17 protein-coding genes, 1 tRNA gene and 1 pseudogene are annotated in these 22,222 nt (G+C 73.3%); 9 read left to right on the top strand and 10 right to left on the bottom strand.

What is annotated here, in order from left to right; translation table 11 throughout:
* Positions 1-56 precede the first annotated feature (56 nt).
* From casB to cas6e, 4 genes are read left to right on the top strand one after another with little or no spacing between them, the layout of a single operon-like run.
* Complete coding sequence (gene casB / locus EBN88_RS12730; RefSeq protein WP_158621364.1) at positions 57-2,120, top strand: type I-E CRISPR-associated protein Cse2/CasB; 2,064 nt, start codon at positions 57-59, stop codon at positions 2,118-2,120.
* Positions 2,121-2,122: 2 nt separating this feature from the next.
* Positions 2,123-3,484: a type I-E CRISPR-associated protein Cas7/Cse4/CasC gene (locus EBN88_RS12725; protein WP_122183964.1), complete on the top strand. Its 1,362-nt coding sequence runs from the start codon at positions 2,123-2,125 to the stop codon at positions 3,482-3,484.
* Positions 3,481-4,329, top strand: coding sequence for a type I-E CRISPR-associated protein Cas5/CasD (gene cas5e, locus EBN88_RS12720; RefSeq protein ID WP_122183963.1), 849 nt, complete (start codon positions 3,481-3,483; stop codon positions 4,327-4,329). Before EBN88_RS12725 ends, cas5e begins: the two co-directional genes overlap by 4 nt.
* Positions 4,326-5,048, top strand: coding sequence for a type I-E CRISPR-associated protein Cas6/Cse3/CasE (cas6e, locus tag EBN88_RS12715; RefSeq protein ID WP_122183962.1), 723 nt, complete (start codon positions 4,326-4,328; stop codon positions 5,046-5,048). The genes cas5e and cas6e overlap by 4 nt, the downstream gene beginning before the upstream one ends.
* 90 nt (positions 5,049-5,138) lie before the next feature.
* Here the strand turns inward: cas6e and EBN88_RS12710 are convergent, their stop codons facing one another.
* The 5 genes and pseudogenes from EBN88_RS12710 to EBN88_RS12690 form a co-directional block, all read right to left on the bottom strand.
* Positions 5,139-5,372, bottom strand: a complete 234-nt coding sequence (locus EBN88_RS12710; RefSeq protein WP_122183961.1) for a hypothetical protein — start codon at positions 5,370-5,372, stop codon at positions 5,139-5,141.
* A 62-nt stretch (positions 5,373-5,434) separates the two neighbouring features.
* Positions 5,435-7,960, bottom strand: a complete 2,526-nt coding sequence (locus EBN88_RS31780; protein ID WP_407703406.1) for an ABC transporter permease — start codon at positions 7,958-7,960, stop codon at positions 5,435-5,437.
* A pseudogene (locus tag EBN88_RS31775) lies at positions 7,960-8,670 on the bottom strand (ABC transporter ATP-binding protein); the annotation flags it as partial. The pseudogene EBN88_RS31775 and the gene EBN88_RS31780, both read right to left, overlap by 1 nt.
* A 148-nt stretch (positions 8,671-8,818) precedes the next feature.
* On the bottom strand, positions 8,819-9,490 hold the full coding sequence (locus EBN88_RS12695; RefSeq protein ID WP_122183959.1) for a helix-turn-helix domain-containing protein: 672 nt from the start codon (positions 9,488-9,490) through the stop codon (positions 8,819-8,821).
* 105 nt (positions 9,491-9,595) lie between these two features.
* A complete protein-coding gene (locus tag EBN88_RS12690; protein WP_122183958.1) occupies positions 9,596-11,125 on the bottom strand; it encodes an MFS transporter in 1,530 nt (509 codons plus the stop codon).
* Positions 11,126-11,188: 63 nt separating this feature from the next.
* Here EBN88_RS12690 and EBN88_RS12685 point away from each other — a divergent pair, with 63 nt between their 5' ends.
* Positions 11,189-12,325, top strand: a complete 1,137-nt coding sequence (locus tag EBN88_RS12685; RefSeq protein ID WP_122183957.1) for a helix-turn-helix transcriptional regulator — start codon at positions 11,189-11,191, stop codon at positions 12,323-12,325.
* 107 nt (positions 12,326-12,432) lie between these two features.
* Here EBN88_RS12685 and EBN88_RS12680 read toward each other — a convergent pair.
* The 3 genes from EBN88_RS12680 to EBN88_RS12670 form a co-directional block, all read right to left on the bottom strand.
* Positions 12,433-12,509, bottom strand: a tRNA-Met gene (locus EBN88_RS12680).
* A gap of 66 nt (positions 12,510-12,575) precedes the next feature.
* The gene (locus EBN88_RS12675) at positions 12,576-13,526 is read right to left on the bottom strand and encodes an SMP-30/gluconolactonase/LRE family protein (protein WP_122183956.1); all 951 of its coding nucleotides are present in this window, start codon (positions 13,524-13,526) and stop codon (positions 12,576-12,578) included.
* 55 nt (positions 13,527-13,581) lie between these two features.
* Positions 13,582-14,628 carry an EamA family transporter gene (locus tag EBN88_RS12670; RefSeq protein ID WP_122183955.1) on the bottom strand — a complete coding sequence of 349 codons (1,047 nt, stop codon included), beginning with the start codon at positions 14,626-14,628 and terminating at the stop codon, positions 13,582-13,584.
* A 206-nt stretch (positions 14,629-14,834) separates the two neighbouring features.
* On the opposite strand from EBN88_RS12670, the gene EBN88_RS12665 reads away from it, so the two are divergent.
* The gene (locus tag EBN88_RS12665) at positions 14,835-15,434 is read left to right on the top strand and encodes a MarR family winged helix-turn-helix transcriptional regulator (RefSeq protein WP_122183954.1); all 600 of its coding nucleotides are present in this window, start codon (positions 14,835-14,837) and stop codon (positions 15,432-15,434) included.
* A 104-nt stretch (positions 15,435-15,538) separates the two neighbouring features.
* Here the strand turns inward: EBN88_RS12665 and EBN88_RS12660 are convergent, their stop codons facing one another.
* On the bottom strand, positions 15,539-16,087 hold the full coding sequence (locus EBN88_RS12660; RefSeq protein WP_122183953.1) for a GNAT family N-acetyltransferase: 549 nt from the start codon (positions 16,085-16,087) through the stop codon (positions 15,539-15,541).
* A 188-nt stretch (positions 16,088-16,275) separates the two neighbouring features.
* Between EBN88_RS12660 and solA the strand changes: the two genes are divergently transcribed.
* The gene (gene solA / locus EBN88_RS12655) at positions 16,276-17,445 is read left to right on the top strand and encodes an N-methyl-L-tryptophan oxidase (RefSeq protein WP_122183952.1); all 1,170 of its coding nucleotides are present in this window, start codon (positions 16,276-16,278) and stop codon (positions 17,443-17,445) included.
* Positions 17,442-18,887, top strand: coding sequence for an MFS transporter (locus EBN88_RS12650; RefSeq protein ID WP_122183951.1), 1,446 nt, complete (start codon positions 17,442-17,444; stop codon positions 18,885-18,887). Before solA ends, EBN88_RS12650 begins: the two co-directional genes overlap by 4 nt.
* A gap of 121 nt (positions 18,888-19,008) precedes the next feature.
* Here EBN88_RS12650 and EBN88_RS12645 read toward each other — a convergent pair whose 3' ends face one another.
* Positions 19,009-20,490 (bottom strand): short-chain fatty acyl-CoA regulator family protein, encoded by a 1,482-nt coding sequence (locus tag EBN88_RS12645; RefSeq protein WP_122183950.1) that lies wholly within the window; start codon positions 20,488-20,490, stop codon positions 19,009-19,011.
* Positions 20,491-20,878: 388 nt separating this feature from the next.
* Between EBN88_RS12645 and aceA the strand changes: the two genes are divergently transcribed.
* Positions 20,879-22,192, top strand: coding sequence for an isocitrate lyase (aceA, locus tag EBN88_RS12640; protein ID WP_122183949.1), 1,314 nt, complete (start codon positions 20,879-20,881; stop codon positions 22,190-22,192).
* Positions 22,193-22,222: the final 30 nt, after the last annotated feature.

Genomic DNA, 22,222 nt, shown 5'->3' with positions numbered 1-22,222 from the left:
CGGCCAGAACGGCCAGTTGGGATCTCCGGTACTCACCCTGCATCCCGGCACTGACAATGCCCCGGGGAGAGCCGACGGCAGTCGACGCGAAACCGACCCTGGAATGGCTCTCACTCGTCGAGGTCTTCGAGAGCGCGGAGCACGTTCGCGCGCTCAGCCACGCCTCGCCCGGCGCCGTGGTCGCCCTCCACGAGCTGCTGCTCGGCCTCTGCTACCAGGCGGGATTCGCCCCGGAGCGAGTGGGCGAGTGGAACGACTGGGTGGACGAGCGGGAGTCACTGGCCCAGGTGGCCGAATTCCTGCGCTCCCCCGCCCTCGACGGAAGAATGGACCTCTTCCATCCCACCCAGCCCTTTGGCCAGAACTCGTTGCTGGCCCCTCATCTGGATTCCATCGGCTACGGCACCGCCCAACTCGTTCTCGAACAGACGGGCGACTACAACCAGTTGTTCGATCACGTTCACCTCTACGACCAGGAAGGGCTCTCCCCACAGGAGGCCTTTGTCGCAATGCTGGTCCAACACTGCTACGGGACCGGCGGGCGCATGATGGGCAGCCTTTCCCGGCACTTCGGCAAGGCGATGACCTACGGGGCCGTCGCCAGGCTCGGGGCGCGCGTGCGGGTGCTGGCCCTGGGCGACAGCCTCGCGGACACCCTGCGGCTCAACCTCGCCCCCCAACCGGAGGCGATCGGCCCCCACTTCAACTTCACCTGGACCGACCTGCCCGACCGGCGGGACTTCCGCGCCCCGAAGGCGAGGACCACGCGCAAGCCCAAGGGGCCCGCCGACCTGCACTCCTCCCTCGGCCGCTCGGTGCTGCTGCGGCCGAGGGGCGAGGGCGACGCCCTGAAGGTGGACCGCGTGCTGGTCGCCGCCGGCGAACTCCTGGGGGAGCCCTCCCTCAAGCTGGACCAGGACCTGGTCTTCAAGGGCGACTACCCGCTCCGGGCAGCCAAGGACCGGGCGCTCTGGCGCGACGCCCACGCGATCTACGCCGCCTTCGACCCGCACAGCCGCGCCCGGGGCGGCCTCTACGAGCGCCTGGCCGGGCTGTCCCGCCAAGTCGAGCTGCTGGCCGTGGGGTTGGTGGCCAAGCAGATGGACATCAGCGGCTGGGTCCGCGACGTCTTCCCCTACGCCCCCGGCCGGGGAGACGCGCTCCGCGCGGTGGCCAAGGCCGGAGCCACCATGGCGGAGCAGGTGGTGGACGCGGTCAAGGAGGCCGCGAAGGAGGCCGAGCGCGCCGTCTATCCCAAGCCCAACCCCGAGCAGAAGAGGCAGCTGCGCGGCCGGTTCGACCCGGGGACGGAGCTGTGGGGGCGCTTCGACGAGCCCTTCCACCGGCTGCTCACCACGGTCGCCGCCGGCGCCAACCCCCACGAGGCGGAGCGGACCTACGCGGAGGCCCTGGTCGCCCTGGCCAGGGGCGCCCTCGACGAGCGGCTGCGGCCCGTCCCGCTCGCCAAGCAGCGGGCCGTCGCCCGCGCCCATGCCCGCATGGAGCGCCAGCTCCAACGCCCACAGCTCCACGCCACGTTGAGGGAGACCGCCCGAATGACCACGGCCAGCGTGTCCGACACCACCCCGGCCCGGGACGATCCGGAGTCCCAGCTCGTCCGGCTGCTCGCCGGCTTCGTGCTGGCACAGGACAGGTCCTCCCTGGCCGCGCTGCGCCGCCCCAGGGGTCGCGAAGTCGCCCGGCTGCGCGCGGAGAACCGCGCCCCGACCGAGGAGGCCCGCGAGCGCTACGGCTATGTCGCCTTCCTCTTCGCCCGCTTCCACCTGGACACCGTCAAACCGCGCTACGGCTACGGCGATCTCGGCCACGCCCTGCGCCGACTGGGACACGGCGCCGAGCGAGGTCCGCGCAACGAGAGCTGCGACCGCATGTTCCAGCGGCTGATCAACGCCTCGGACGTGCCCGAGAGCGAGCTTCAGCACGCCATCGAGCGGCTCCGGCATCAGGACCGCCACCCGCCGAACTGGGCGCTGCTCGCCCGCGACCTCTGCGCCTGGCACGACAAGGGCGAGCCCGTGCAACGCCGTTGGGCCCGCAGCTTCTACACCCCCGACTCCTCCCGCACGTCCGACTCCTCCCGAACGGAAAGGTCCGCCTGACCATGTACCCGTATCTCAACCTCCACGCCCTCGCCACCTTCTCCGGCGTCCTCCTCAACCGCGACGAGAACAACCTGCCCAAGGTCCTCCAGTACGGCGGCACCACCAGGACGCGCATCTCCGCCCAGTGCTACCGGCGGGCGGAGCGCATGTATCTGCGGAGCGAGGCCGCCGAGGGCCGGGGTCCCCTCAGGAGCCACGCCTTCGGCACCCGCACCCGGGAGTGGGCGCGGCTGACGGCCGCGCGGCTCGTCGAACGCGGCTGGCCGGAGCCCGAGGCCAGGGAGACCGCACGCCAGGCGCTGCGCGCCGCCGGGCTCAAGTTCGGGCAGAACGACAGCGACCTCACCAAGGTGCTGCTCTTCGCCCCCGAGGAGACGGACACGGCCCTGGCCGAGGTACTCGACGCGCACCGTGAGGAGTTGGCCACCTGGCTGCGCGAGGAGACGGCCAGGGCCGAGGCGCACACGAAGTCCGAGGCGAAGAAGTCCGCCAAGGGCCGGCGGGGCGACAGCGGCAACGCGGCGGAAGGCGAGACGGAGCAGCCGCCCGCCGGGGAGTCGGGCGAGGGCGGCACGTCGGGGAGCGGGGACGTCTCCACCACGATGGTCCCGCTGCCCAAGGAGGTGAAGGCCAGGCTGCTGGCCGCCTTCGACCCGGGAGCGGCCATGGACATCGCGCTCTTCGGCCGGATGCTCGCGGAGATCGTCTCCAGCCCCAACGTGGACGGCGCGATCCAGAGCAGCCACGCGTTCACCGTGGACGAGTCGGTGGTCACCGAGGACTTCTACACGGCGGTGGACGACAGCAAGGACCGCCGCAAGCGGGCGGCGCTCGACGTCTTCGACGACGACTCGGGCGCCGGGATGACCGGCTACCAGAGCCTGGTCTCCGGCACCTTCCTGCGGTCGACGACGCTCGACCGGCGCCAGCTCCGGCTCAACCTCGCCCGGGCCGGGATGCCCGGTGACCGCGTGGAGCGGGCGGCGAGGTCCGCCGAACTCGCCTATGTGGACGCCTTCGTGAACGCCGTCCCCGCCGCCAAGAGCACCACCACCGGCGGACTCGGCACCCAGCCCAAGCTCGTCCTCGCCTTCGAGGCGGAACGTCCGATCCACTACGCGGCCGCCTTCGAGCGCGCCCTCACGGCCAAGGACGGACCGGTGAGCCTCCAGGCCGTGCGCCGACTGCTGGCCCAGCACCGGCTGGTCTGCCGCCGGCGCGAGGACATCACCGAGGGCAGCGTTCTCACCTACGACCTCGACGTGGAGGAGTTGCTCACCAAGCTTCGCGTCGAGGACGCGCTGTCCGCCCGCGTCGTCGAGTCCCCGTTGGCCCTGGTCGCGGAGGAGGCCACGCTGTGACGGCGACCCTGCTGCTCCGGCTGGCAGGGCCGCTCCAGGGGTGGGGCGACGTCTCCCGGTACAACCACCGGGACACCATCTACCGGCCGACCAAGAGCGGGGTCATCGGGCTGCTCGCGGCCGCCGACGGCCACCAGCGGGACGAGGTCCGGGGACCGGGCGACGACTGTCTGCCCCTCTCCACCCTGGCGGCGCTGCGCTTCGGCGTCCGCGCGGACCGGCCGGGTGTGCTGATCAACGACTTCCACACGGCCGGCGGGGGCCGGTTCCCGCTGCGCACGCGGGAGTTGATCACCGACGGCAGGCGCGCCGCGGCCTATGGCGATCCGGCGGAGGGCGAGGTGGCGCTCCATGGCTGGTACGGCGCGCCCAAGGGCATCGGCCCCGACGCCGACGGCGTGCTGGTCGCGTCCAACACCCGCCGCCATCCCGTGGTGAGCTTCCGCGAGTACCTCTCCGACGCGGCGTTTGTCGCGGCCGTCGAGAGCGAGGACGAGGCCCTGCTCCGCCGGCTCGCCGACCGGCTCGACCACCCCCGGCGGATGCTGTGGCTCGGCCGCAAGCACTGTCCGCCGACGGGACAGCTCAACGGCGGTGTGCACGCCGGGAGTCTGGAGTCGGTGCTGGGTCGCACGGCCCCGCTGCCGAACAGCACGTCGGACCCCGTGCGGGTGTGGTTCGAGGTACCGGACGATACGCCGGCGGCGACCCCGGTCTTCGACCAACCCGTCTCCTTCGCGAGCCGCCACCGCTCGCACGCGCAGCGGTGGGAGCGCTCGACGGAGATCACCATCACCGATCCCACCATCAGCTGGGAGAGAGAAGTGGAGGAGGTCGAGCGATGAGCGTCGACTTCGTGGCCTGCCAGAGCATCCTCGAACTGTCCGCCCGGCATCCGCGCGTGGACCGGGCACTGATCGACGCCCAGTCGCTGCACCAGCTGGTGATGAGCGGCTTCTACGGCTGGGTCCCCGAACGCACCCCGGGGGCCCGGGCGCAGATGCACATCCTGCACACGCAGCGGGTGGACCTCCGCAGCGAGCGGATGACGGTGGTCGTCCAGTCCCGGGTGACCCCCGACTGGTCGGAACTCCCCGGCGCGGCACTGTGCGAGAAGCCGGAGGTGACGATGGTCAACCACCGGCTGAAGGAGGGTCAGCGCTACCGGTTTCGCGCGGTGGTCAATCCCACCCGCGCCAGTTGCCGGCACCTGCCGAAGGACTTCGAGGGCCCGCGCGTTCGCAAGCGGCTGGCCGACACCAGCCCGCACTATGCGCGGGAGTGGTTCATTCGCCGCCTCCAGCCGGCGGGAACGGTGCGACCTCCGGAGGACAACGCCATTCCCCTGATCGGCGCGGACGCCGACCACGAGCAACTGGAGGTGCGCATCCTGCCCAAGCTGTACAACATCAAGGGCCACCCCGGAATGCGCATCGGCCGGGCCGAGGTGCGCGGCGAGTTGACCGTTACGGACCCGGCGGCCTTCGCCCGAACCCTGTCCACCGGCCTGGGCCGCGCCAAGTCCTACGGCTGCGGCCTTCTGCTGATCAAACCGGCGCGGTAGGCCGCGAGGAGACCGGAAACGACAACGAGAGGGCGCGGAGGGCGATGGCCATCCGCACCTTCTCGCGGCGTGCGTGTCCGCTCGCCCCCGCTACTTCTCCTCGCCCGCCCCCGGCTCCGCGTCCGCGTCGGCGGGCTCCGCCGACTCCTCGGACTCGGTGGCCTCCGGCAGCGTGCCCTTCTTCGCCGCCTTGGCTGCGGCTCGGCGTTGGGCCCGGTTGCCCTCGGGGTCGGGGGTGACCTCCTCGGGCTCGGTGAGGGGGCGGAAGCCCTGCCGGTCCTGGAGGAGGTTCGCCCGATGGGGGCGGGGTGCCTTCTTCGCCATGGTGGTGCCTTTCGTTGGACGGTCCGCCGGACAGTCTGCCGGTTCCCGGGGGTGGGCGCCGCTCAAATTGCGTGGTGGTCGCCCCGGCGCATCGCCAGGCGGGCGGGGACGGCGGTGGCGGTCAGGGCCAGGACGGTGGCGGCGCCGGCGACCGCGAGGTATCCGCCGGGCGTCAACGCCGGGGCCGGCGCGCCGGTCATGCCGGTGGCGAAGGCGGTCAGCGTGGCCAGCGCGATGCCCGTGCCGAGCAGGATCGCCGTGCCGGCCACGGCCAGGGACTCCAGCCGCACCACGGCCCGCAGTTGCCGCCTGGTGGTGCCGACCTTCCGCAACAGGGCGAACTCGCGGCGCCGTTCGGCGGTGGCCATGGCGAGGGTGTTGACGGAGGCGATGGTGGTGAACGCGAGGATCAGCCCCATGCCGAGGAAAGCGACCTCGGCGTTGGCCTCGCGTTCCACCGCCCTCGCCTCGGCGACGGCGCTGCCGGCGGCGACGGCCAGCCCGGGCAGGTCGGCGAGGGCCGCGTTGAGCGTCTCGGCGTCCATCTCGCCGCTGACCAGCACGGACTCGGCCAGCGGGCGGTCGATATGGCGGGACAACAGGGCGTGGTCCAGGGGCAGTTCGCCGAAGCCGAGCCCCCGTTCGTAGACGGCGATCACGGTGAGGTCGACCGGGGTGCCGTCCCCGAGCACCACGGCGAACGTGTCGCCCGGGCCGAGCCCGTGGCCGTCCGCGACCAGGTCGCTGACCGCGACGGTCTCCGGGCCGAGGTCGTCGAGGGAGCCGTCGGTCAGCCCCAGGTCGAGGGTGGTCGCGGCGCCGTCGGCCGTGACGCCCTGGACCGGGTACCTGTCGAGCCCCGGCGTGCGGACGGTGCCGCGCACCACCTCGGTGACGGCGGTGGCCTCCGGCAGGTCCCGCAGGCGGGTCGCGGCCTCGGCCGGCACGCCCGGCCCTGCGGCGGTGACCACCCAGTCGGCCAACACGCCCTGCCCGGCCTGGCGTTCGGCCGCCTCGCCGAGGGTGGTCTGGGTGAAGAGAATCGTGCAGGCCATCGCGACCAGCAGCGTCAACGGGGCGATGACGGCGGCCAGTCGGGCCGCGTTGGCCCTGGCGTGTTCGGTGGCCAGATGGCCGGTGACGCGGAGGGCGCGCAGCGGGGCGCCCAGCAGCACGAAGGCGGCGCGGGCCAGCGGCGGGCCGAGCAGCGCCACGCCCACGCAGAGCAGCAGCACGCTGAGATAGGTGACGGGCGTCGCCGCCGGCTCGGTGCGCAGCGTGGAGAGCACGGCGAGCAGCACCGCGCCGCCGGCGAGGGCGAGGACGCCGGCCAACGGCCGGAACCAGCCGGTGGTGGCGGGCTCGACGGCGGCCTCGGCCAGCGCTTCGGCCGGCCGGACGCGGGCGGTGCGGCGGGCCGAGATCCGGGCGGCGAGCCAGGCGGCCAGCGCCGTCGCCAGCAGCGCTGCGGCCGGCGGGAACGGGCCGCTGACCAGCCCGAGCGTGGCCGGAACGTTTCCCATCCCGACGAACTCCTCGAACAGCCAACGCCCCAGCGGCATCCCGGCCAGCGCGCCGAGCGCGCCGGCGACCAGCCCGATCAGCAGCGCCTCCCGGCCGATCAGCCGCCGGATCTGGCGCGGGGTGGCGGCGATGGCGCGCAACAGGTCCAGTTCCGCGCGGCGTTGCTGCCCGGTCAGCGTGAACGTCCCGACCACCACCAGCACCGCGACGAGCAGGCCGGTGCCGCCGATGGCGCCGCCCATGCTGACCAGTTGGACGCGGGCGTCGGCGGCGCCCAGGAACTCGGCGGCGCCCCGTTCGTCGTCCGCCCGGACCTGGAGGGTGGTGCCCTCCAGCGCCTCGACGAGCCGTTCGCGCAGCGCGGCCGGGTCGGCGCCGGGTTCGGGCAGGACGCCGACGGCGGCGAGCTGCCCGGGTCGGTCGGCGAGCCGGGCGGCCTCGGACTCGGTGAAGAACAGGGCGGCCTGCTCGGTGAGTTCGCCGCCCTCGGGGGTGGCGAGGCCGACCACGGTGTAGCGGGTGGGTGCGGCGGTGGCCTGCACGGTCACGGCGTCGCCTACGGTCAGGCCGGTGCGTTCGGCGAGGGCGGTGTCGACGACGAGTTGGTCGTCGGCCTCGGGCGCGGCGCCCTCGGTCAGGGTGAACGGGGTGAGCGCCGCCGAGGTCCAGGCGTGGCCGAGCGACTCGGGTCCCGAGCCGTCCAGCGGCCCGTTCTCGCCCATGGCGACGGCCGGGAAGGTGACCTCGGGAACGACGGCCTCGACCCCGTCGAGTCGGGCGAGTTGATCGACGGTGTCCGCCGGCAGCCAGACCCGTTCGGATACCGGCTTGGCCTTGTGCTTGACCTTGTCGCCCTTGCGCTGTTCGTGGTGCACGTTCTGATCGCCCGTGACCAGAAGGGGTGTTCCGGCATAGCGCTCGGTGCGGATCTCGCCCCGCAGGCCGGTCTCCAGCAGGGTGCCGCAGGCGGTGACCAGGGCGGCGGCGCACAGCAGCGCGAGGAAGGCGCCGACGAAGCCGGCCCTGCGGGCACGCAGCGTCTGGAGGGCATAGCGCGGCAGCAGGACCACGCCCCCAGCCGCGTCATCCGGTCGGCGACCCGCTCGGCGGTGGGTTCGGTCATCCGGTCGGCGATCCGGCCGTCGGCCAGGAAGAGCACGGTGTCGGCGAAGGACGCGGCCACCGGGTCGTGGGTGACCATCACGACGGTCTGGCCGCCGTCGACCACGCAGTCGCGCAGCAGCGTCAGGATCTCGCGGGCGGTCACGGTGTCCAGCGCGCCGGTCGGCTCGTCGCCGAAGATGACCTCGGGGTCGGTGATCAGGGCCCTGGCGATGGCCACCCGCTGCTGCCGGCCTCCGGAGAGCTGGGCGGGCCGGGCGTCGGCGCGGCCGGCCAGGCCGACGCGTTCCACCATCTCGTCGACGCGGCGACGCCCGACCCGGCGGCCCGCGAGGCGCAGCGGGAGCGCGATGTTATGCCGAACGGTCAGCGCCGGAACGAGGTTGAAGGACTGGAAGACAAAACCGATCCGGGCGCGACGCAGTACGGTCAGCTGGTTCTCGGAGAGGTCGCCGAGTTCGGTGTCGCCGATCCAGCAGCGGCCGGAGGTCGCGCGGTCCAGGCCGGCCGCGCAGTGCAGCAGGGTGCTCTTGCCCGAGCCGGACGGGCCCATCACGGCGGTGAGGCCGCCGCCCGGTATCGCGGTGGAGACGCCGTCGAGGGCGCGGATGCCCTGCCCCCGGCGGCCGTAGGTGCGGGTCACCTCCTCCAGCCGGACGGCGGGGCGGCCCGGTGGCCGGTCGGTGAGGTGCGAGGCGGGGCGGGGCGGGAACCGGGGCGCGGAGTGGGGCCGGCGGTCGAGGGCATGGCAACTCCGTTCGAAGAGGCGCGAGTCGGGGGGCAGCCGTGATCCCGGAGGATCAGGAGGGATCAGCGGGCGGCGTCGTGGTCGGGGGCCCGTCGGGGGCGGAGGGCCCGTCGACCCCGGGGGGCGCGTCGGCCCCGGAGGGCGCGTCGGCCCCGGGGTGCCGTTCCGGCGCCGGGAAGGCGAGGAAGCGGGTGAGCACCGTGCGCGCCCCGGCCGGGGTCTCGTCCTCGGGGCGCCGGTAACGGTTGAGCAGCGCGACATGGTCGTCGAAGAGCTGGCGCGGCTCCTCCGGGGTGAGCCGAACCGTGCCCCGGGAGTAGGGGAACGCGTCCCGCCAGGGCCCCGACTCCTCGTCCGCGCCCTGGCGTTGGGCGAAGAGCCGCAGGTCGGAGACGTAGGCGAGGCGGTTCATCTGGTCCACCACGGCCCGGGTCTCCGGGTCCTGCTCGCTGCGCGGCGGCAGCCGCAGGTCCTGGGCGACGGCGCGCCACCAGCGTTCCCTGGCGCGGGCCGCCTCGGGGCCCTCGGCCGGGTCGGTCTCCTCGACGAAGCCGTGGGCGGCCAGGGCGCGCAGGTGGTAGCTGGTGGCGCCCGTGTTGAGCCCGAGGTCGCGGGCGAGCCGGGCGCTGGTGGCGGGGCCGTGGCGGGTCAGCTGGTCCAGGACCCGCAGCCGGCGGGGGTGTGCGAGGGCCTTGAGCGCTTCGAGTGAGGGCGTGAACGGCATAGGCACAGACTCCTGTGCAGGAGGTTGTGCGCGATCGGGCGGACACCCGAGACGGGGGTGGGGATATCCCCACCCCCGTCTCGGAGTTCGGTGCCGTTCGACCGGTCAGACCGTGGCGGGCTCGCGCACCTCCTCGTCAACGGGCCGTTCGGCCGGCGCCTGTTCGGCCAGGCCCTGCTCGGCCGGGCCCTGCCCGGTCGGGCCCTGCCCGGTGGGCGGCGCGGTCGGCCGGGCGCGGCGCGGCAGCAGGAAGCCGAGGGCGAAGGCGAGCACGGTGAGCCCGAGGGCGGCCAGGGTGACCTGGCGGGCGGCCGTCAGATAGTCCTCGACCCGCGGCAGCGCGCCGACCGTGGAGAAGAACAGGGTGCCCAGCGCCGCGACCCCGAGGCTGGCGCCCACCTGCTGGAACGACTCCAACAGGCCCGAGGCCGAGCCGATTTCGCGGTCGGTGACCTCGCCCATGATGATGTCGAAGAGCGGCACGAAGATCATGCCCATGCCCACCCCATAGACCAGCAGCGCCGGGACCAGGTCCCAGCCGCCCAGGTCGGCGCCGACCCGGCCGAGGGTCAGATGGGTGCCGGCGAGCCCGACGACCATCAGCGCCAGCCCCAGGTGCAGGATGCGTCGACCCAGCCGGCCCATCGCCACCGAGGCGAACCCGGACCCGAGGAACGCGCCCACCGCCCACGGCGCCATGGTCACGCTGGCGCGCAACGGGCCGAAGCCCAGGCCCAGTTGCAGCAGCAGCGCGATCACCAGCGAGAAGCCGACGATGGCGCCGAAGAAGACCAGCACGAAGCCGACGCCCGCCGCGTAGGAGCGCTTGGCCAGCACGCTCAGCTCCACCAGCGGCACCCGACCGGTCGCCGCCATCCGCCGCTGCCGGCGCAGGAACGCCCCGAGGGCGAACACGGCGGCCACGGCCACCCCGGCCAGCCAGCCAGGCCAGCCCATCTCGCGGCCCTGCACCAGCGGGAAGATCAGCAGGAACATCGCCAGCCCGGCCAGCAGCGCCCCGACGCCGTCGAGCCGGAGCGACCGGTCACCCCGGCCGGCGGGCAGCACCCGGGCGCCGACGAGCAGTCCGAACGCGCCCAGCGGCAGGTTGATCAGGAACACCATCCGCCAACCGGTGCCCAGCAGATCGGCGTCGACCAGAACGCCGGCGATCACCGGGCCGAGGATGGTGGCCAGCCCGATCACCGGGCCGAGCGCGCCGAACGCCTTGCCGAACTCGTGCGGCGGGAAGAGGTCCCTGATCAGCCCAAAGATCTGCGGGATCATCACCGAGGCGAACAGCCCCTGGATCACCCGGGCGACGATCAACGACTCGGGGGACCAGGCCAGTCCGCAGGCGAGGGACGCCAGCAGGAACCCGGCCTCGCCCACCAGCAACACCCGGCGGCGGCCCAGCATGTCGCCGAGGCGCCCGCCGGTGAGCAGGCCCACGGCCAACGCCAGGGTGTACGCGGCGGCGATCCACTGGAGGCTCGTATCGGAACCTCCCAGATCCCGCTGGATCGCGGGCCCGGCCACCGTGACCACCGTGGCGTCCAGCAGGTTCATGAGCATCGCGGCCAGGAGGGCCCACAGGCCAAGCCACCGACGGGGAACAACGGTTGCGTTCGTCATGCTCGTTACCCTCGCAGCGATAGCGGAAAGTTCCGTTCCTGTATGGCGAGGAGGATGGCGTACATGTTGGAGACATCAGCTCGACTGCTGCGCCTTCTCTCCCTGCTCCAGACGCCACGCGAGTGGAGCGGACCGGAGTTGGCCGAACGACTTCAGGTCACGACCAGAACCGTGCGCAACGACATCGACCGGCTTCGCCGGCTGGGCTACCCGGTGGACGCCGTACGGGGAGCGGTCGGCGGGTACCGGCTGGGGGCGGGCAGCTCACTGCCCCCGCTGCTGTTGGACGACGAGGAGGCGGTGGCCGTCACGGTGGGGCTGCGCACCGCCACGGCCGGGGCGATCGAGGGGATCGAGGAGTCCTCGCTGGGGGCGCTGGCCAAGGTGGAGAAGGTGTTGCCGCCCCGACTCCGGCGCAGGGTCGGGGCGTTGAGCGGCTTCACGGTGGCGGTGCCGGCGCGGGGCGGACCGCCGGCGGTCTCCCCGGAGACGCTCACCACCATCGCGGCGGCCTGCCGGGACCGGGAACGGCTGCGCTTCGACTATCTGACGCACGGCGCCGATGAGCCGATGCGCCGGGAGGCGGAGCCATACCGGCTGGTGAACTGGGGACGACGCTGGTATCTGATCGCCTGGGATGTGGCGCGGGAGGACTGGCGGACCTTCCGGGTGGACCGGCTGACGCTGAAGGTGCCCAACGGGCCGCGCTTCGCCGCCCGGCCGCTGCCGGACGAGGACGTGGCCGGCTATGTCTCCCGGGGCGTGGCCTCCGCACCCCGGCGGGTGCGGGCCCGGGTGGTGGTGAACGTCCCGGCGGAGGAGCTGACCGCGCGGCTGCCCGCGTCGGTGGGGGTCGTCGAGCCACTGGACGCCGGCCGGAGCCTGCTGCACACGGGGGCCGACACCGCCGAGCAACTCGTCTCCTGGATGGGCGTGTTGGGCGCCGACTTCGAGGTGCTGGACGCGGAACCCGAGATCGTCGAGCAGCTGCGGAGGATGCGGGACCGCTACGCCAGAGCACTGACGGCATCCACCGAACGGGCCGACCGCCGGGAGCCGGAGGGGCGAGACGGTGAGGCGGAGCAGCGAAACGGGGACCGGCCGAGAGACCGGAACGGGGAGCCGGAGACCCGGCGCGGGAGGCGGGAGGAACGAAGCGAGGAACCGGAGGGCCGGAACGGGGACGCGGCGCCGGGCTGACGGCCGCCGGGGGGCCACGGTGATCGCCGGGCCGCATGAACGCCGGGCGTGCGGCGGCCCGAACACAGCGAACGGGCCCGGCACCTGAGTGCCGGGCCCATCAACCGTGGTAGCGGGGACAGGATTTGAACCTGCGACCTCTGGGTTATGAGCCCAGCGAGCTACCGAGCTGCTCCACCCCGCGTCGTGGTTCCCACCCTACGCCATCCCGGGGGGTGCTCGCTCCCCGGGCCCACGGGGCGGCCCGCTCTCAGTCCCCGACGGGCCGGGTCTCGTGGACGCCGGGCAGCGGGGGCAGCCCGGTGACGCTCATCAGCAGCGAGTAGATCGTGGTGGTGCCGGCGATGAACAGGCGGTTCCTCCGGGGGCCTCCGAAGCGGATGTTGGCGACGGTCTCGGGCACCAGCAGCCGGCCCAGCAGGGTGCCGTCGGGGTGGTAGCAGTGCACCCCGCCCTCCATGGCGGCGGCCCAGAGGCGGCCGGCGTCGTCGAAGCGGATGTTGTCGAAGTTCCCCTTCGCGCAGCTGACGAAGACGTCGCCCCCGCTCAGCGTGCCGTCCTCGCGGACGTCGAAGACGCGGATGTGGTTGGCGATGCTGTCCGAGACGAAGAGCCGGGACTCGTCGGGCGAGAAGACCAGGCCGTTGGGGCCGCTGAAGCCGTCGGCGACCAGCCGCACCTCGCCGGTGTCGGGATCGATCCGGTAGACGTTGCGCGCGCCGATCTCGCTCTCGGCCCGGTGGCCCTCGTAGTCGCTCGCGATGCCGAACTCCGGGTCGGAGAACCAGATCGAGCCGTCGGAGCGCACGGCGGCGTCGTTGGGGCTGTTGAGCCGCCTGCCCCGGTACCGGTCGGCGAGGACCGTCACCGATCCGTCGTGCTCGGTCCTGGTGACCCGTCGGTTCCCCTGCTCGCAGGTCACCAACCGGCCCTGGCCGTCCAGCGTGTTCCCGTTGGGGTGGCCGGCCGGTGAGCGGAAGACGCCGACCTCGCCCGTGGTCTCGTCCCAGCGCAACAGCCGGTCGTTGGGAATGTCGCTCCACACCAGGCTGCGGGCCGCCGGGACGTAGAGCGGGCCCTCGGCCCAGCGGGAGCCCCGGTGGAGGATCTCCAACTGCCGGTCCCCCAGGGCGCATCGGCCGCTCCGGAAGCGCTCGTCCAACACCTCGTACAGCGCGGCTCGCGCGTTCACCACGGACATCTCTTCACCTGGCCCTCGGTCGTGTGGTCTCCGGCCTCAACTCCCTCTCATCACATCATTGGACGACCACGGGCCGCTCACCCGCCGCGCTCTCCCCACCCCGCTCCCCGCCCTGGTCCGGCCCTCCGCCCCGGCGCCTCTCCTCCGCCGGAGCGGAGGGCGGCCGTTGGCCGGCGCGCTGCCCCCACAGGACGCCCGCGAGCACCATGCCGAGACCCACCACCTGCCAGCCGGTGAGCGACTGGCCCAGCAGCACCAGCCCGGCGAGGGTGGCGACCACGGGGTTGGCCAGGCCGAGGAAGGACATGGAGGAGGCGGGGAGCCGCTCTATCCCCCGGAACCACAGGGCGTATCCGAGGGCCGTGCCTATCAGGCCGAGATAGGCGTAGCCCACGAGATGCCCGGTGGTCGGCGCCGGGGGCGCGCCCTCCACCAACAGCGCCAGCGGCGCCAGGACCAGGCCGCCGGCCGTCAACTGCCAGCCCGTCAGGGCCAGAAGGGAGGCGCCGGGCGGGCGGCCCCAGCGCTTGGCCAGCAGCACGGCCAGCGCCATCAGCACCGTGGCCAGCAGCATGGCGGCCATCCCCGCGCCATCCAGCGCCGCGTCGGCGCGCAACACGAGCAGCGCGACCCCGACCAGGCCGAGCAGGGCGGCCGGCACCGTGCCCCGGCCGGGCCGCGCGCGGAGCACCACCACACCGAGCCCCGCGACCACCAGCGGGGAGAGCGCCCCGATGGTGGAGGCCACGCCGCCGGGCAGGCGATAGGCGCCGTAGAAGATCAGCGGGAAGAACGCCCCGAAGTTGAGCAGGCCGAGCACGGCGGACCGCCACCACCAGGCGCCCCGGGGCAGTTGGCGGGTGAAGGCCAGCAGCAACAGCCCCGCCGGCAGGGCGCGCAGCGCGGCGGCCAGCAGGGGCCGGTCGGGCGGCAGCAGCTCCGTCGTCGTGACATAGGTGGTGCCCCAGGTGGCCGGGCCGAACGCGGCCAGCGCGGCCACCGCCCAGGGTCGCTCCACCAGCCGGCGCCAACGGCCGCCGCGCGCCGCGCGATCGGCGGCGCCTCCACCGGAGACGAACTCCCCCACACCGGAGCTGGACATGCTCCACCACCTCTGCTCTCCGACCGGCCTCCACAGCCGATCCCGCATCTGTCTCAGCCTTGAGTTTCTCAACGGTGAATTAACTCGTGGTAGTCTGGCACGGCCCACTTGCTCACGTCAAGTAGCTGAAGGTTAAGATAGTTCTCCTCGGGTCCGACCCGACCGACCATCGTTCCCCACCCCGACGCGAAGGACCCCGACACCCGATGAACGACAGCGAAGCCCGCGCGGACGTCCCGGCGGACGTTCCCGCGGGCACCCCGGACGAGGCCCCGGAGGGGGCCGGCCGCGCCGAGGCGGGCCCCACCGACGCCGTGGACGAGTTGACCGCGCAGTGGATGCGGGAGCGGCCTGACCTCGGCGACCTGAGGGCCATGGCCCTGATCGGTCGGATCAACCGCGCGTCCAGCCTGCTGGTCAAGCGGATGAAGCCGGTCTTCACCGCCCACGGCCTGGAGACCGCCGAGTTCGACGTGCTGGCCACCCTGCGGCGGGCCGGCGCCCCACACGAGTTGACCCCGAGCGAGCTGGTGCTCTCCTCGATGGTCACCTCGGGCGCCATCACCAACCGACTCGACCGGCTGGAGCGCAAGGGCCTGATCGAGCGCCATCCGGACCCGGGCGACCGGCGGGCCGTCCGGGTACGGCTGACCGAGCCCGGCCTCGACGTGGTGGACCGCACCGTGGCCGCCCATGTGGCCAACGAGGCACGGATGTTGGCCGCGCTCCCCGAGTCGGAGCAGGAGTCGCTCAGCGACGGACTGCGCCGACTGCTGGTCGCGCTCGGGGACACCCGCCTCGGATGACGCCGCAGCCTGGGCAGCGCCGCGCCGGCCGCGCACGCCCCCTCAGCCCCGCCCTCAGCCCCCGTCGTCCTTCCCGCCCCCACGCGTTCGCCGTGCGCGACGCCCTACCCGACGCCGCCCCACCCGTTACCCTGTCCGGCGCCGCCCGCCAGGGCCCGCCGCATCGCCACCCGGGGCCAGCGGTCCAGGCCCAGCTCCGCCTCCCGGCGGCGGACGGCCCGCAGTTCGGGCCCGAGTTCCTCGGGCGCCAGCTCGGCGAAGCCGCAGCGCCGGTAGTAGGGCGCGTTCCACGGCACCTCAGCGAAGGTGGTCAGGGTGAGGGCGGGGCTGCCCCGTTCCCTGGCGTGGTCGGCCAGCCGCTCCAGCAGGGCGCGGCCGATCCGGCGGCGGGCGTGGTCCGGGTGGACGGAGACCTGCGCGACATGGGCCTCGCCGTCCACCCAGTCGGCGATGAGATAGCCCACCGGCAGATCGCGTTCGTCCACCGCCGCCCAGGCCAGGCCGGCCCGCAGGTGCCGGGTCAACTCGGCCTCGCCGGGCGGCTCGTCGTCGGCGATCTCGGCCATGCCGAGGGCGCGGAACGGCTCGCCCGCCGCCCGTTCGACCTCCCGCAGCAGCGGCAGGTCGCGGCGTTCGGCACTTCTGATGCGCATTCCCCCAGTCTGCCCCCGGCCGGCCAGCCGGCCGCCGGGCGCCGGGGTGCGCGGGGGCGCTCCGCCGATGAACGAAACCGCGCGCGACGCTTCGGAAGTGACCGCACCGCCCTGAGAGACGACCATGAGAACCGCCCACGGGGCCGCCGAGGCACCAGCGGGAAACGACCGAAGGAGACGCGGGGAGTATGCCCTCCACCAGCTATGACGTGATCGTGCTCGGGGTCGGCGGGATGGGGAGCGCGGCCGTGCACCGGCTCGCGGCGCGGGGCGTCCGGGTGTTGGGCCTGGAGCGCTTCGGCCCGGCGCACAACAGGGGCTCCAGCCACGGTGGTTCCCGGATCGTGCGGCAGGCGTACTTCGAGGGCGCCGCCTATGTCCCGCTGCTGCTGCGCTCCTACGAGCTGTTCGACGAGTTGGCGGCCGCGTCGGGGCGCGATCTCATGGTGCGCTGCGGCGGGGTGATGGTCGGGGCCGCCGGCAGCCGGACGGTCGCCGGCTCGCTGGCCTCGGCCGAGTCCTGGGACCTGCCCCACGAGATGCTGGACGCGCGCGAGATCAGGCGCCGGTTCCCCACGCTGAACCCGGCGGACGACGAGGTGGCGCTCTGGGAGCGGCGGGCCGGCCTGGTCCGCCCCGAGGAGACGGTCAGGGCCGGGATCGAACGGGCCACGGCGGCCGGCGCCGAGCTGCGCTTCGACGAGCCGGTGACCTCCTGGGAGGAGCTGCCCGGCGGGTCCGGCGTCCGGGTGCGCACCCCGGCCGGCAGCTACACGGCCGGCCAGCTGGTGATCTGCGCCGGTGCCTGGGCGCCGGCGCAACTGGCCGGGCTGGGCCTGCCGTTGGCCGTGGAACGCCAGGTCATGTACTGGTTCGCGCCGCGCGGCCAGCGGGGCGTCGAGCCGTTCCTGCCCGACCGGCACCCCGTCTACATCTGGGAGGAGCCGGACGGCACCTCGGTCTACGGCTTCCCCGCGATCGACGGGCCCGAGGGCGGCGCCAAGGTCGCGTTCTACCGGTCGAACGTCGGCACCACCACTCCCGAGACCATCGACCGGACGGTGCGCCCGGAGGAGGTGGCGGCCATGGCCGAGCACGCTGGGCGCCATCTGCCGGATCTGCCGGGCCGGTTGCTGCGCGCCGTGACCTGCATGTACACCAGCACCCCCGACGACCACTTCGTGATCGCCCGGCCCTCCCGGTACGCCTCGGTGACGGTGGCCTGCGGCTTCTCCGGGCACGGCTTCAAGTTCGTGCCGGTGGTGGGGGAGATCCTGGCCGACTTGGCGCTGGACGGCACGACCCGGCACCCCGTGGAGCTGTTCGACCCCCGCAGGTTCGAGGAGTCGCGGCCATGAGGAGCGTTCCCGTGGATGTCGGGCGGGCGGCCGAGCGGCCCTGGCACGCGGACCCCGTGCTGCGGCTGCTGGTGACCGGCAGCCTGCTCAACGGGCTCGCGTTCTTCGCGACGCTGCCGTTTCTGGCGCTCTACCTCTCCGACATCTCGACGCTCTCGGAGGCCGGGATCGGCCTGGTGGTGGGCAGCGTGGCGCTGATCTCCGCCGTCGGGGGCGCCGTCGGCGGGCTGTTGACCGACCGGCTCGGCGGGACGCGGCTGATCCAGGCGGGCCTGCTCGTCAACGTCCTCGCCTACACGTCCCTGGCCCTCGCCCGCGAGCTGACGTTGATCGTCGCGCTGGTGTGCCTGCTGGGGGTGGGGCGGCTGTTGACCGAGCCGGCGATGAAGAAGGCGCTGTCGCTGGCCGCGACGGGCTCGGGCGAGGCGGTCTTCCGCATCCGCTATGTGACGCTCTGCGTGGCGGCCACCGTCGGCCCGCTCGGCGGCGCGGCGCTGTACGCGGTGGCGAACTGGATGATCTTCCTGACCCCTGCGGTGATCTTCACCGGCTATCTGGCGCTGGTGACCGCGCGGGCCTCCCTCCTGCGCGGCCTGGACCGCCGCCCGGGGGACGACCCGGCCGCAGCGGGCGGGAGTTGGCGGCTGGCGGTGCGCGACCGGCTGCTGCTGCGGGTGGTGGCCGCCGGTCTGGTGTTGTTCCTGGTCTTCTCGCAGTTCGAGTCGATCCTCCCGCTGTACATCAAGAGCGTGCGGGGTGAGTCCGCCCTCACCTACTTCTCGTTGCTGCTGGTGCTCAACGCCGCGCTGGCCGTCGCGATGCAGTGGCCGGCGACCCGGCTGGCCCGGCGGCTGAGCCAGCCGAGGCTGGCCCTGCTCGGCGCGTTGGCCTTCGTGGCGGCCGCGCTCCTCTTCCGGGGCCTGGAGGTCCATCCGCTGTTGCTCTTCGCGGGCGTGGTGTTCTGGACGATGGGCGAGGCGGTGCTCTTCCCGATGCCGGACACCGTGATCCACACCATCACGCCCGACGCCAGGAAGGGCGCCTACTTCGGCCTCGCCGAGCTGCGCTATCTGGGCTTCTTCCTCGGTCCGGTGGCGGGCGGCGCCCTGTTGGGCGTCTCGGCCTCCCTCTACTTCGGTCTGATGGCGGTGACCATCCTCGGCACCTGGCTGCTGCTGCGCGACCAGCGGCTCCACGAGAGCCGTGCGGCGACGCCGGCCGGGGCCGCCGTGCCGGCGGCCCCGGGGACGGCGCGGCGGGAGCCGACCGGGCGCCCCGAGCCGACCGGGCCTCGCATACCCGGCGGGGCCGCCGCGACCGAGCGGGCCACCGAGGCGGGGACGACGACGGACGAACGACGGGAGAGCGACGACCCCACCGAGACCACGAGGACCGGCGAGACGACCGGCACCGCCGAGCCGACCAGGACCGCCGAGACCTGAGCGACGGCCGAGGTCTACCCGAACCGGCGAGGGGGGTGGGCGAACCGGCGTCGGGACGGCGGGGCCGGGCCCGGGGGCGGCCACGGAGCGGGACGCCAACCGGGCGGTCACCGCAGCCCGTTCAGTCCTCGCGCACCGGATAGGGGACGAACGTTCCCCGGTGCTCGTCGACGGTCAGCGCGCGGCCCAGCGGGGGCACCGCCCGCTGCGGGCAGTCCAGCCGCTCGCAGACCCGGCAGCCCATCCCGATCGGGGTGGCGGCCGAGGCGTTCCCCAGGTCCAGGCCGTCGGAGTAGACCAGCCGGGGCGCGTGTTGGACCTCGCACCCCAGGCCGATGGCGAAGGTCTTCGCGGGGTCGCCCCAGCCGCCCTGGTGCCGGGTGACGGTCCGCGCGATCCACAGATAGCGCTGGCCGTCCGGCATCGCCGCGATCTGCACATGGATGCGGCCGGGCGCGGCGAACGCCTCGTAGACGTTCCACAGCGGGCAGGTGCCGCCCGCGTGGGAGAAGTGGAAGCCGCTCGCAGACTGCCGCTTGGACATGTTGCCCGCCCGGTCCACCCGCACGAAGGAGAACGGCACCCCGCGCAGCCGGGGCCGCTGGAGGGTGCTCAGCCGGTGGCAGACGGTCTCGAAGCCGAGCCCGAAGGTGCCGGTGAGCTGCTCGATGTCGTAGCGCAGCTCCTCGGCGGTGGCGTGGAAGCGGCGGTAGGGCAGGATCAGCGCGGCGGCGAAGTAGTGGGCGATGCCGATCCTGGCCAGCGACCAGCTGTCCGAGCCGGGCACGAAGTCCTCGCCGGCCAGGGCGGACAGCTCGACGTCGTACTCCAACAGCGCCAGCTGGGTGGCCATCCGGAACGCGCGCTGCCCGGGCCGCAGCCGGCCCGAGAGATAGAGCACCCGCGCGGCCGGGTCGTAGCGGTGCTGCTCGTCGCGCCCGGGCCCGGGGTGGGTGGCGACCCGCACCCCGTGCCGGGCGAGGCGTTCCGTCAGCACGGTGAGCACCTCGCCCGGCCGGACCCCGATCTCCTCGGCGAGGTCCTCGGCGGCGAGGTCGGTCTCGTGCAGGTAGTTCCGCCGCCGGTAGAAGAACTCCCTGATCTGCTCGTGCGGCGTGCCCGCCTCCCCCGGCCGGTGGCGCCCTCCCAGGACGCCCGGTCTGCCGTCCGGTGCGCCACCCGGTCCGCCGCCCGGTCCGCCGTCGGACGTGCCCTCGCGTTCGGCGTTCGCCTCGGCCAGCCGGTTGGCCAACGCCTGGTTGCGCCGGCCGAGTTCGAGCACCAGCTCGGCGACGGAGGGCAGGCGTTCGGCCAGTTCGCCCAGGTCCTCGGGGGTGATCCGGCCGCCGTCCACCTCGTCGGCGAGCCCCTCCCGCAGGTCGGCGAGGAGCCGGCTGGTGTCCCTTCCGGAGAAGAACTCCGGGTCCACGCCGAAGGTCTCGGTCAGCCGCAGCAGCACGGGCACCGTCAGCGGGCGTGAGTCGTGTTCCATCTGGTTGAGGTAGCCGGGCGATATGCCCAGCAGCCGGGCCAGCTCGGCCTGGCGCAGCCCCCGTTCCGCGCGCAGCCGCCGCAACCGTGATCCCGCGTAGACCTTGGCCACCGCGATCTCCTTCGACCGTTCACCCTCGACTCTCGACCGCGTGAACCACCCGAAACCGTCGGGGATTGGCACGTTCAGCAGAAAGCCGCCGGAAGTCTTCTCGAAGTTAGCACCGATCCAGCCTTGATGGCACCCAGTGCCAACGCCATTGTGTGAGCACGGCCCGCCGGACCCCGGCGAACCGGCCCCGGCTCACCGGGAACCGTGCCCACCCACGCCACGGCCCCCACGCGTCGATCGGCCGGAATCGCCCGCCGGCAGCATTGCTCACCGTTCCACCCAGCGGAGGGGACCGGCGGGCCCCCAACCCTCCTCGGCACTCAGTGCCGTGCCTCTTGACCAGAGGTCACTCCGATCACATCAGGGCAGTTCCACCACGGAGGCGATCATGACCGTCAGCGTTCAGCCGACCCTCTCCCCCTCACCACAACAGCCCAGGACCGCACGGGAGTTGGCCCGCCAGTGGGCCGAGGACCCCAGGTGGCGGGGCGTTCAGCGCACCTACGGGCCCCAGGACGTGGTCCAGCTCTCCGGCAGCGTCCGCGAGGAGCACACCCTGGCCCGGCGCGGGGCCGAGCGGCTGTGGCGGCAGCTGCACGACCTCGACTACATCCACGCGCTGGGCGCGCTGACCGGCGGGCAGGCCGTGCAGCAGGTCAAGGCCGGTCTCCAGGCGATCTACCTGTCCGGCTGGCAGGTCGCGGCCGACGCCAACCAGGCCGGTCAGACCTACCCCGACCAGAGCCTCTACCCGGCCAACTCCGTTCCCCAGGTGGTCCGTCGGATCAACAACGCGCTGCTGCGCGCCGACCAGATCGCCACGGCCGAGGGCGAGAGCCACCCGATCGACTGGCTGGCGCCGATCGTCGCCGACGCCGAGGCCGGCTTCGGCGGGCCGCTCAACGCGTTCGAGCTGACCAAGGCGATGATCGCGGCCGGCGCCGCCGGCATCCACTACGAGGACCAGCTGGCCTCCGAGAAGAAGTGCGGCCACCTGGGCGGCAAGGTGCTGGTGCCGACCGCGCAGCACGTCCGCACCCTCAACGCGGCGCGGCTGGCGGCCGACATCGCGGACGTTCCCACGGTGATCATCGCCCGCACCGACGCGCTCGCCGCGACCCTGCTGACCAGCGACGTGGACGAGGTCGACGCGCCGTTCGTCACCGGGGAGCGGACCGCCGAGGGCTTCTACCGGGTGCGCAACGGGATGGCCCCGGCCATCGCGCGCGGCCTGGCCTACGCGCCCTACGCCGACCTGCTGTGGATGGAGACCGGCACGCCCGACCTGGACCAGGCGCGGGAGTTCGCCGAGGCGATCCACGCGCGGTACCCGGACCAGCTGCTGGCGTACAACTGCTCGCCCTCCTTCAACTGGAAGGCCGCGCTGGACGACGACCAGATCGCCAAGTTCCAGCGGGAGTTGGGCGCGATGGGCTACCGCTTCCAGTTCATCACGCTGGCCGGTTTCCACTCGCTCAACCACGGCATGTTCGACCTGGCCAGGGGCTACGCCGAGCACGGCATGACGGCGTATGTCGACCTCCAGGAGCGGGAGTTCGCCTCGCAGCGGGACGGCTTCACGGCCGTCAGGCACCAGCGGGAGGTCGGCACCGGCTACTTCGACCTGGTCTCGACGGCCGTCAACCCGGCCTCCTCGACGACGGCGCTGGCGGGCTCGACGGAGGCGGAGCAGTTCCACTGACCGGCCGGGGCCTCGCGGCCCCGGCCGGGA

Source organism: Streptomyces triticirhizae (assembly GCF_003696235.1).
Classification (GTDB): Bacteria; Actinomycetota; Actinomycetes; order Streptomycetales; family Streptomycetaceae; genus Streptomyces; species Streptomyces triticirhizae.
This window is presented reverse-complemented; position numbering and strand designations above follow the sequence as displayed.

Excerpts from the sequence above, each read along its gene's own strand:
- aceA (WP_122183949.1), top strand. The coding sequence starts at position 20,879 with ATGACCGTCAGCGTTCAGCCGACCCTCTCCCCCTCACCACAACAGCCC.
- EBN88_RS12695 (WP_122183959.1), bottom strand. The coding sequence starts at position 9,490 with ATGCCGTTCACGCCCTCACTCGAAGCGCTCAAGGCCCTCGCACACCCC.
- EBN88_RS12650 (WP_122183951.1), top strand. The coding sequence starts at position 17,442 with ATGAGGAGCGTTCCCGTGGATGTCGGGCGGGCGGCCGAGCGGCCCTGG.
- EBN88_RS12690 (WP_122183958.1), bottom strand. The coding sequence starts at position 11,125 with ATGACGAACGCAACCGTTGTTCCCCGTCGGTGGCTTGGCCTGTGGGCC.
- EBN88_RS12675 (WP_122183956.1), bottom strand. The coding sequence starts at position 13,526 with ATGTCCGTGGTGAACGCGCGAGCCGCGCTGTACGAGGTGTTGGACGAG.
- solA (WP_122183952.1), top strand. The coding sequence starts at position 16,276 with ATGCCCTCCACCAGCTATGACGTGATCGTGCTCGGGGTCGGCGGGATG.
- EBN88_RS12725 (WP_122183964.1), top strand. The coding sequence starts at position 2,123 with ATGTACCCGTATCTCAACCTCCACGCCCTCGCCACCTTCTCCGGCGTC.
- EBN88_RS12665 (WP_122183954.1), top strand. The coding sequence starts at position 14,835 with ATGAACGACAGCGAAGCCCGCGCGGACGTCCCGGCGGACGTTCCCGCG.
- EBN88_RS12660 (WP_122183953.1), bottom strand. The coding sequence starts at position 16,087 with ATGCGCATCAGAAGTGCCGAACGCCGCGACCTGCCGCTGCTGCGGGAG.
- casB (WP_158621364.1), top strand. The coding sequence starts at position 57 with ATGCCCCGGGGAGAGCCGACGGCAGTCGACGCGAAACCGACCCTGGAA.
- cas6e (WP_122183962.1), top strand. The coding sequence starts at position 4,326 with ATGAGCGTCGACTTCGTGGCCTGCCAGAGCATCCTCGAACTGTCCGCC.
- EBN88_RS12670 (WP_122183955.1), bottom strand. The coding sequence starts at position 14,628 with ATGTCCAGCTCCGGTGTGGGGGAGTTCGTCTCCGGTGGAGGCGCCGCC.
- EBN88_RS12710 (WP_122183961.1), bottom strand. The coding sequence starts at position 5,372 with ATGGCGAAGAAGGCACCCCGCCCCCATCGGGCGAACCTCCTCCAGGAC.
- EBN88_RS12685 (WP_122183957.1), top strand. The coding sequence starts at position 11,189 with ATGTTGGAGACATCAGCTCGACTGCTGCGCCTTCTCTCCCTGCTCCAG.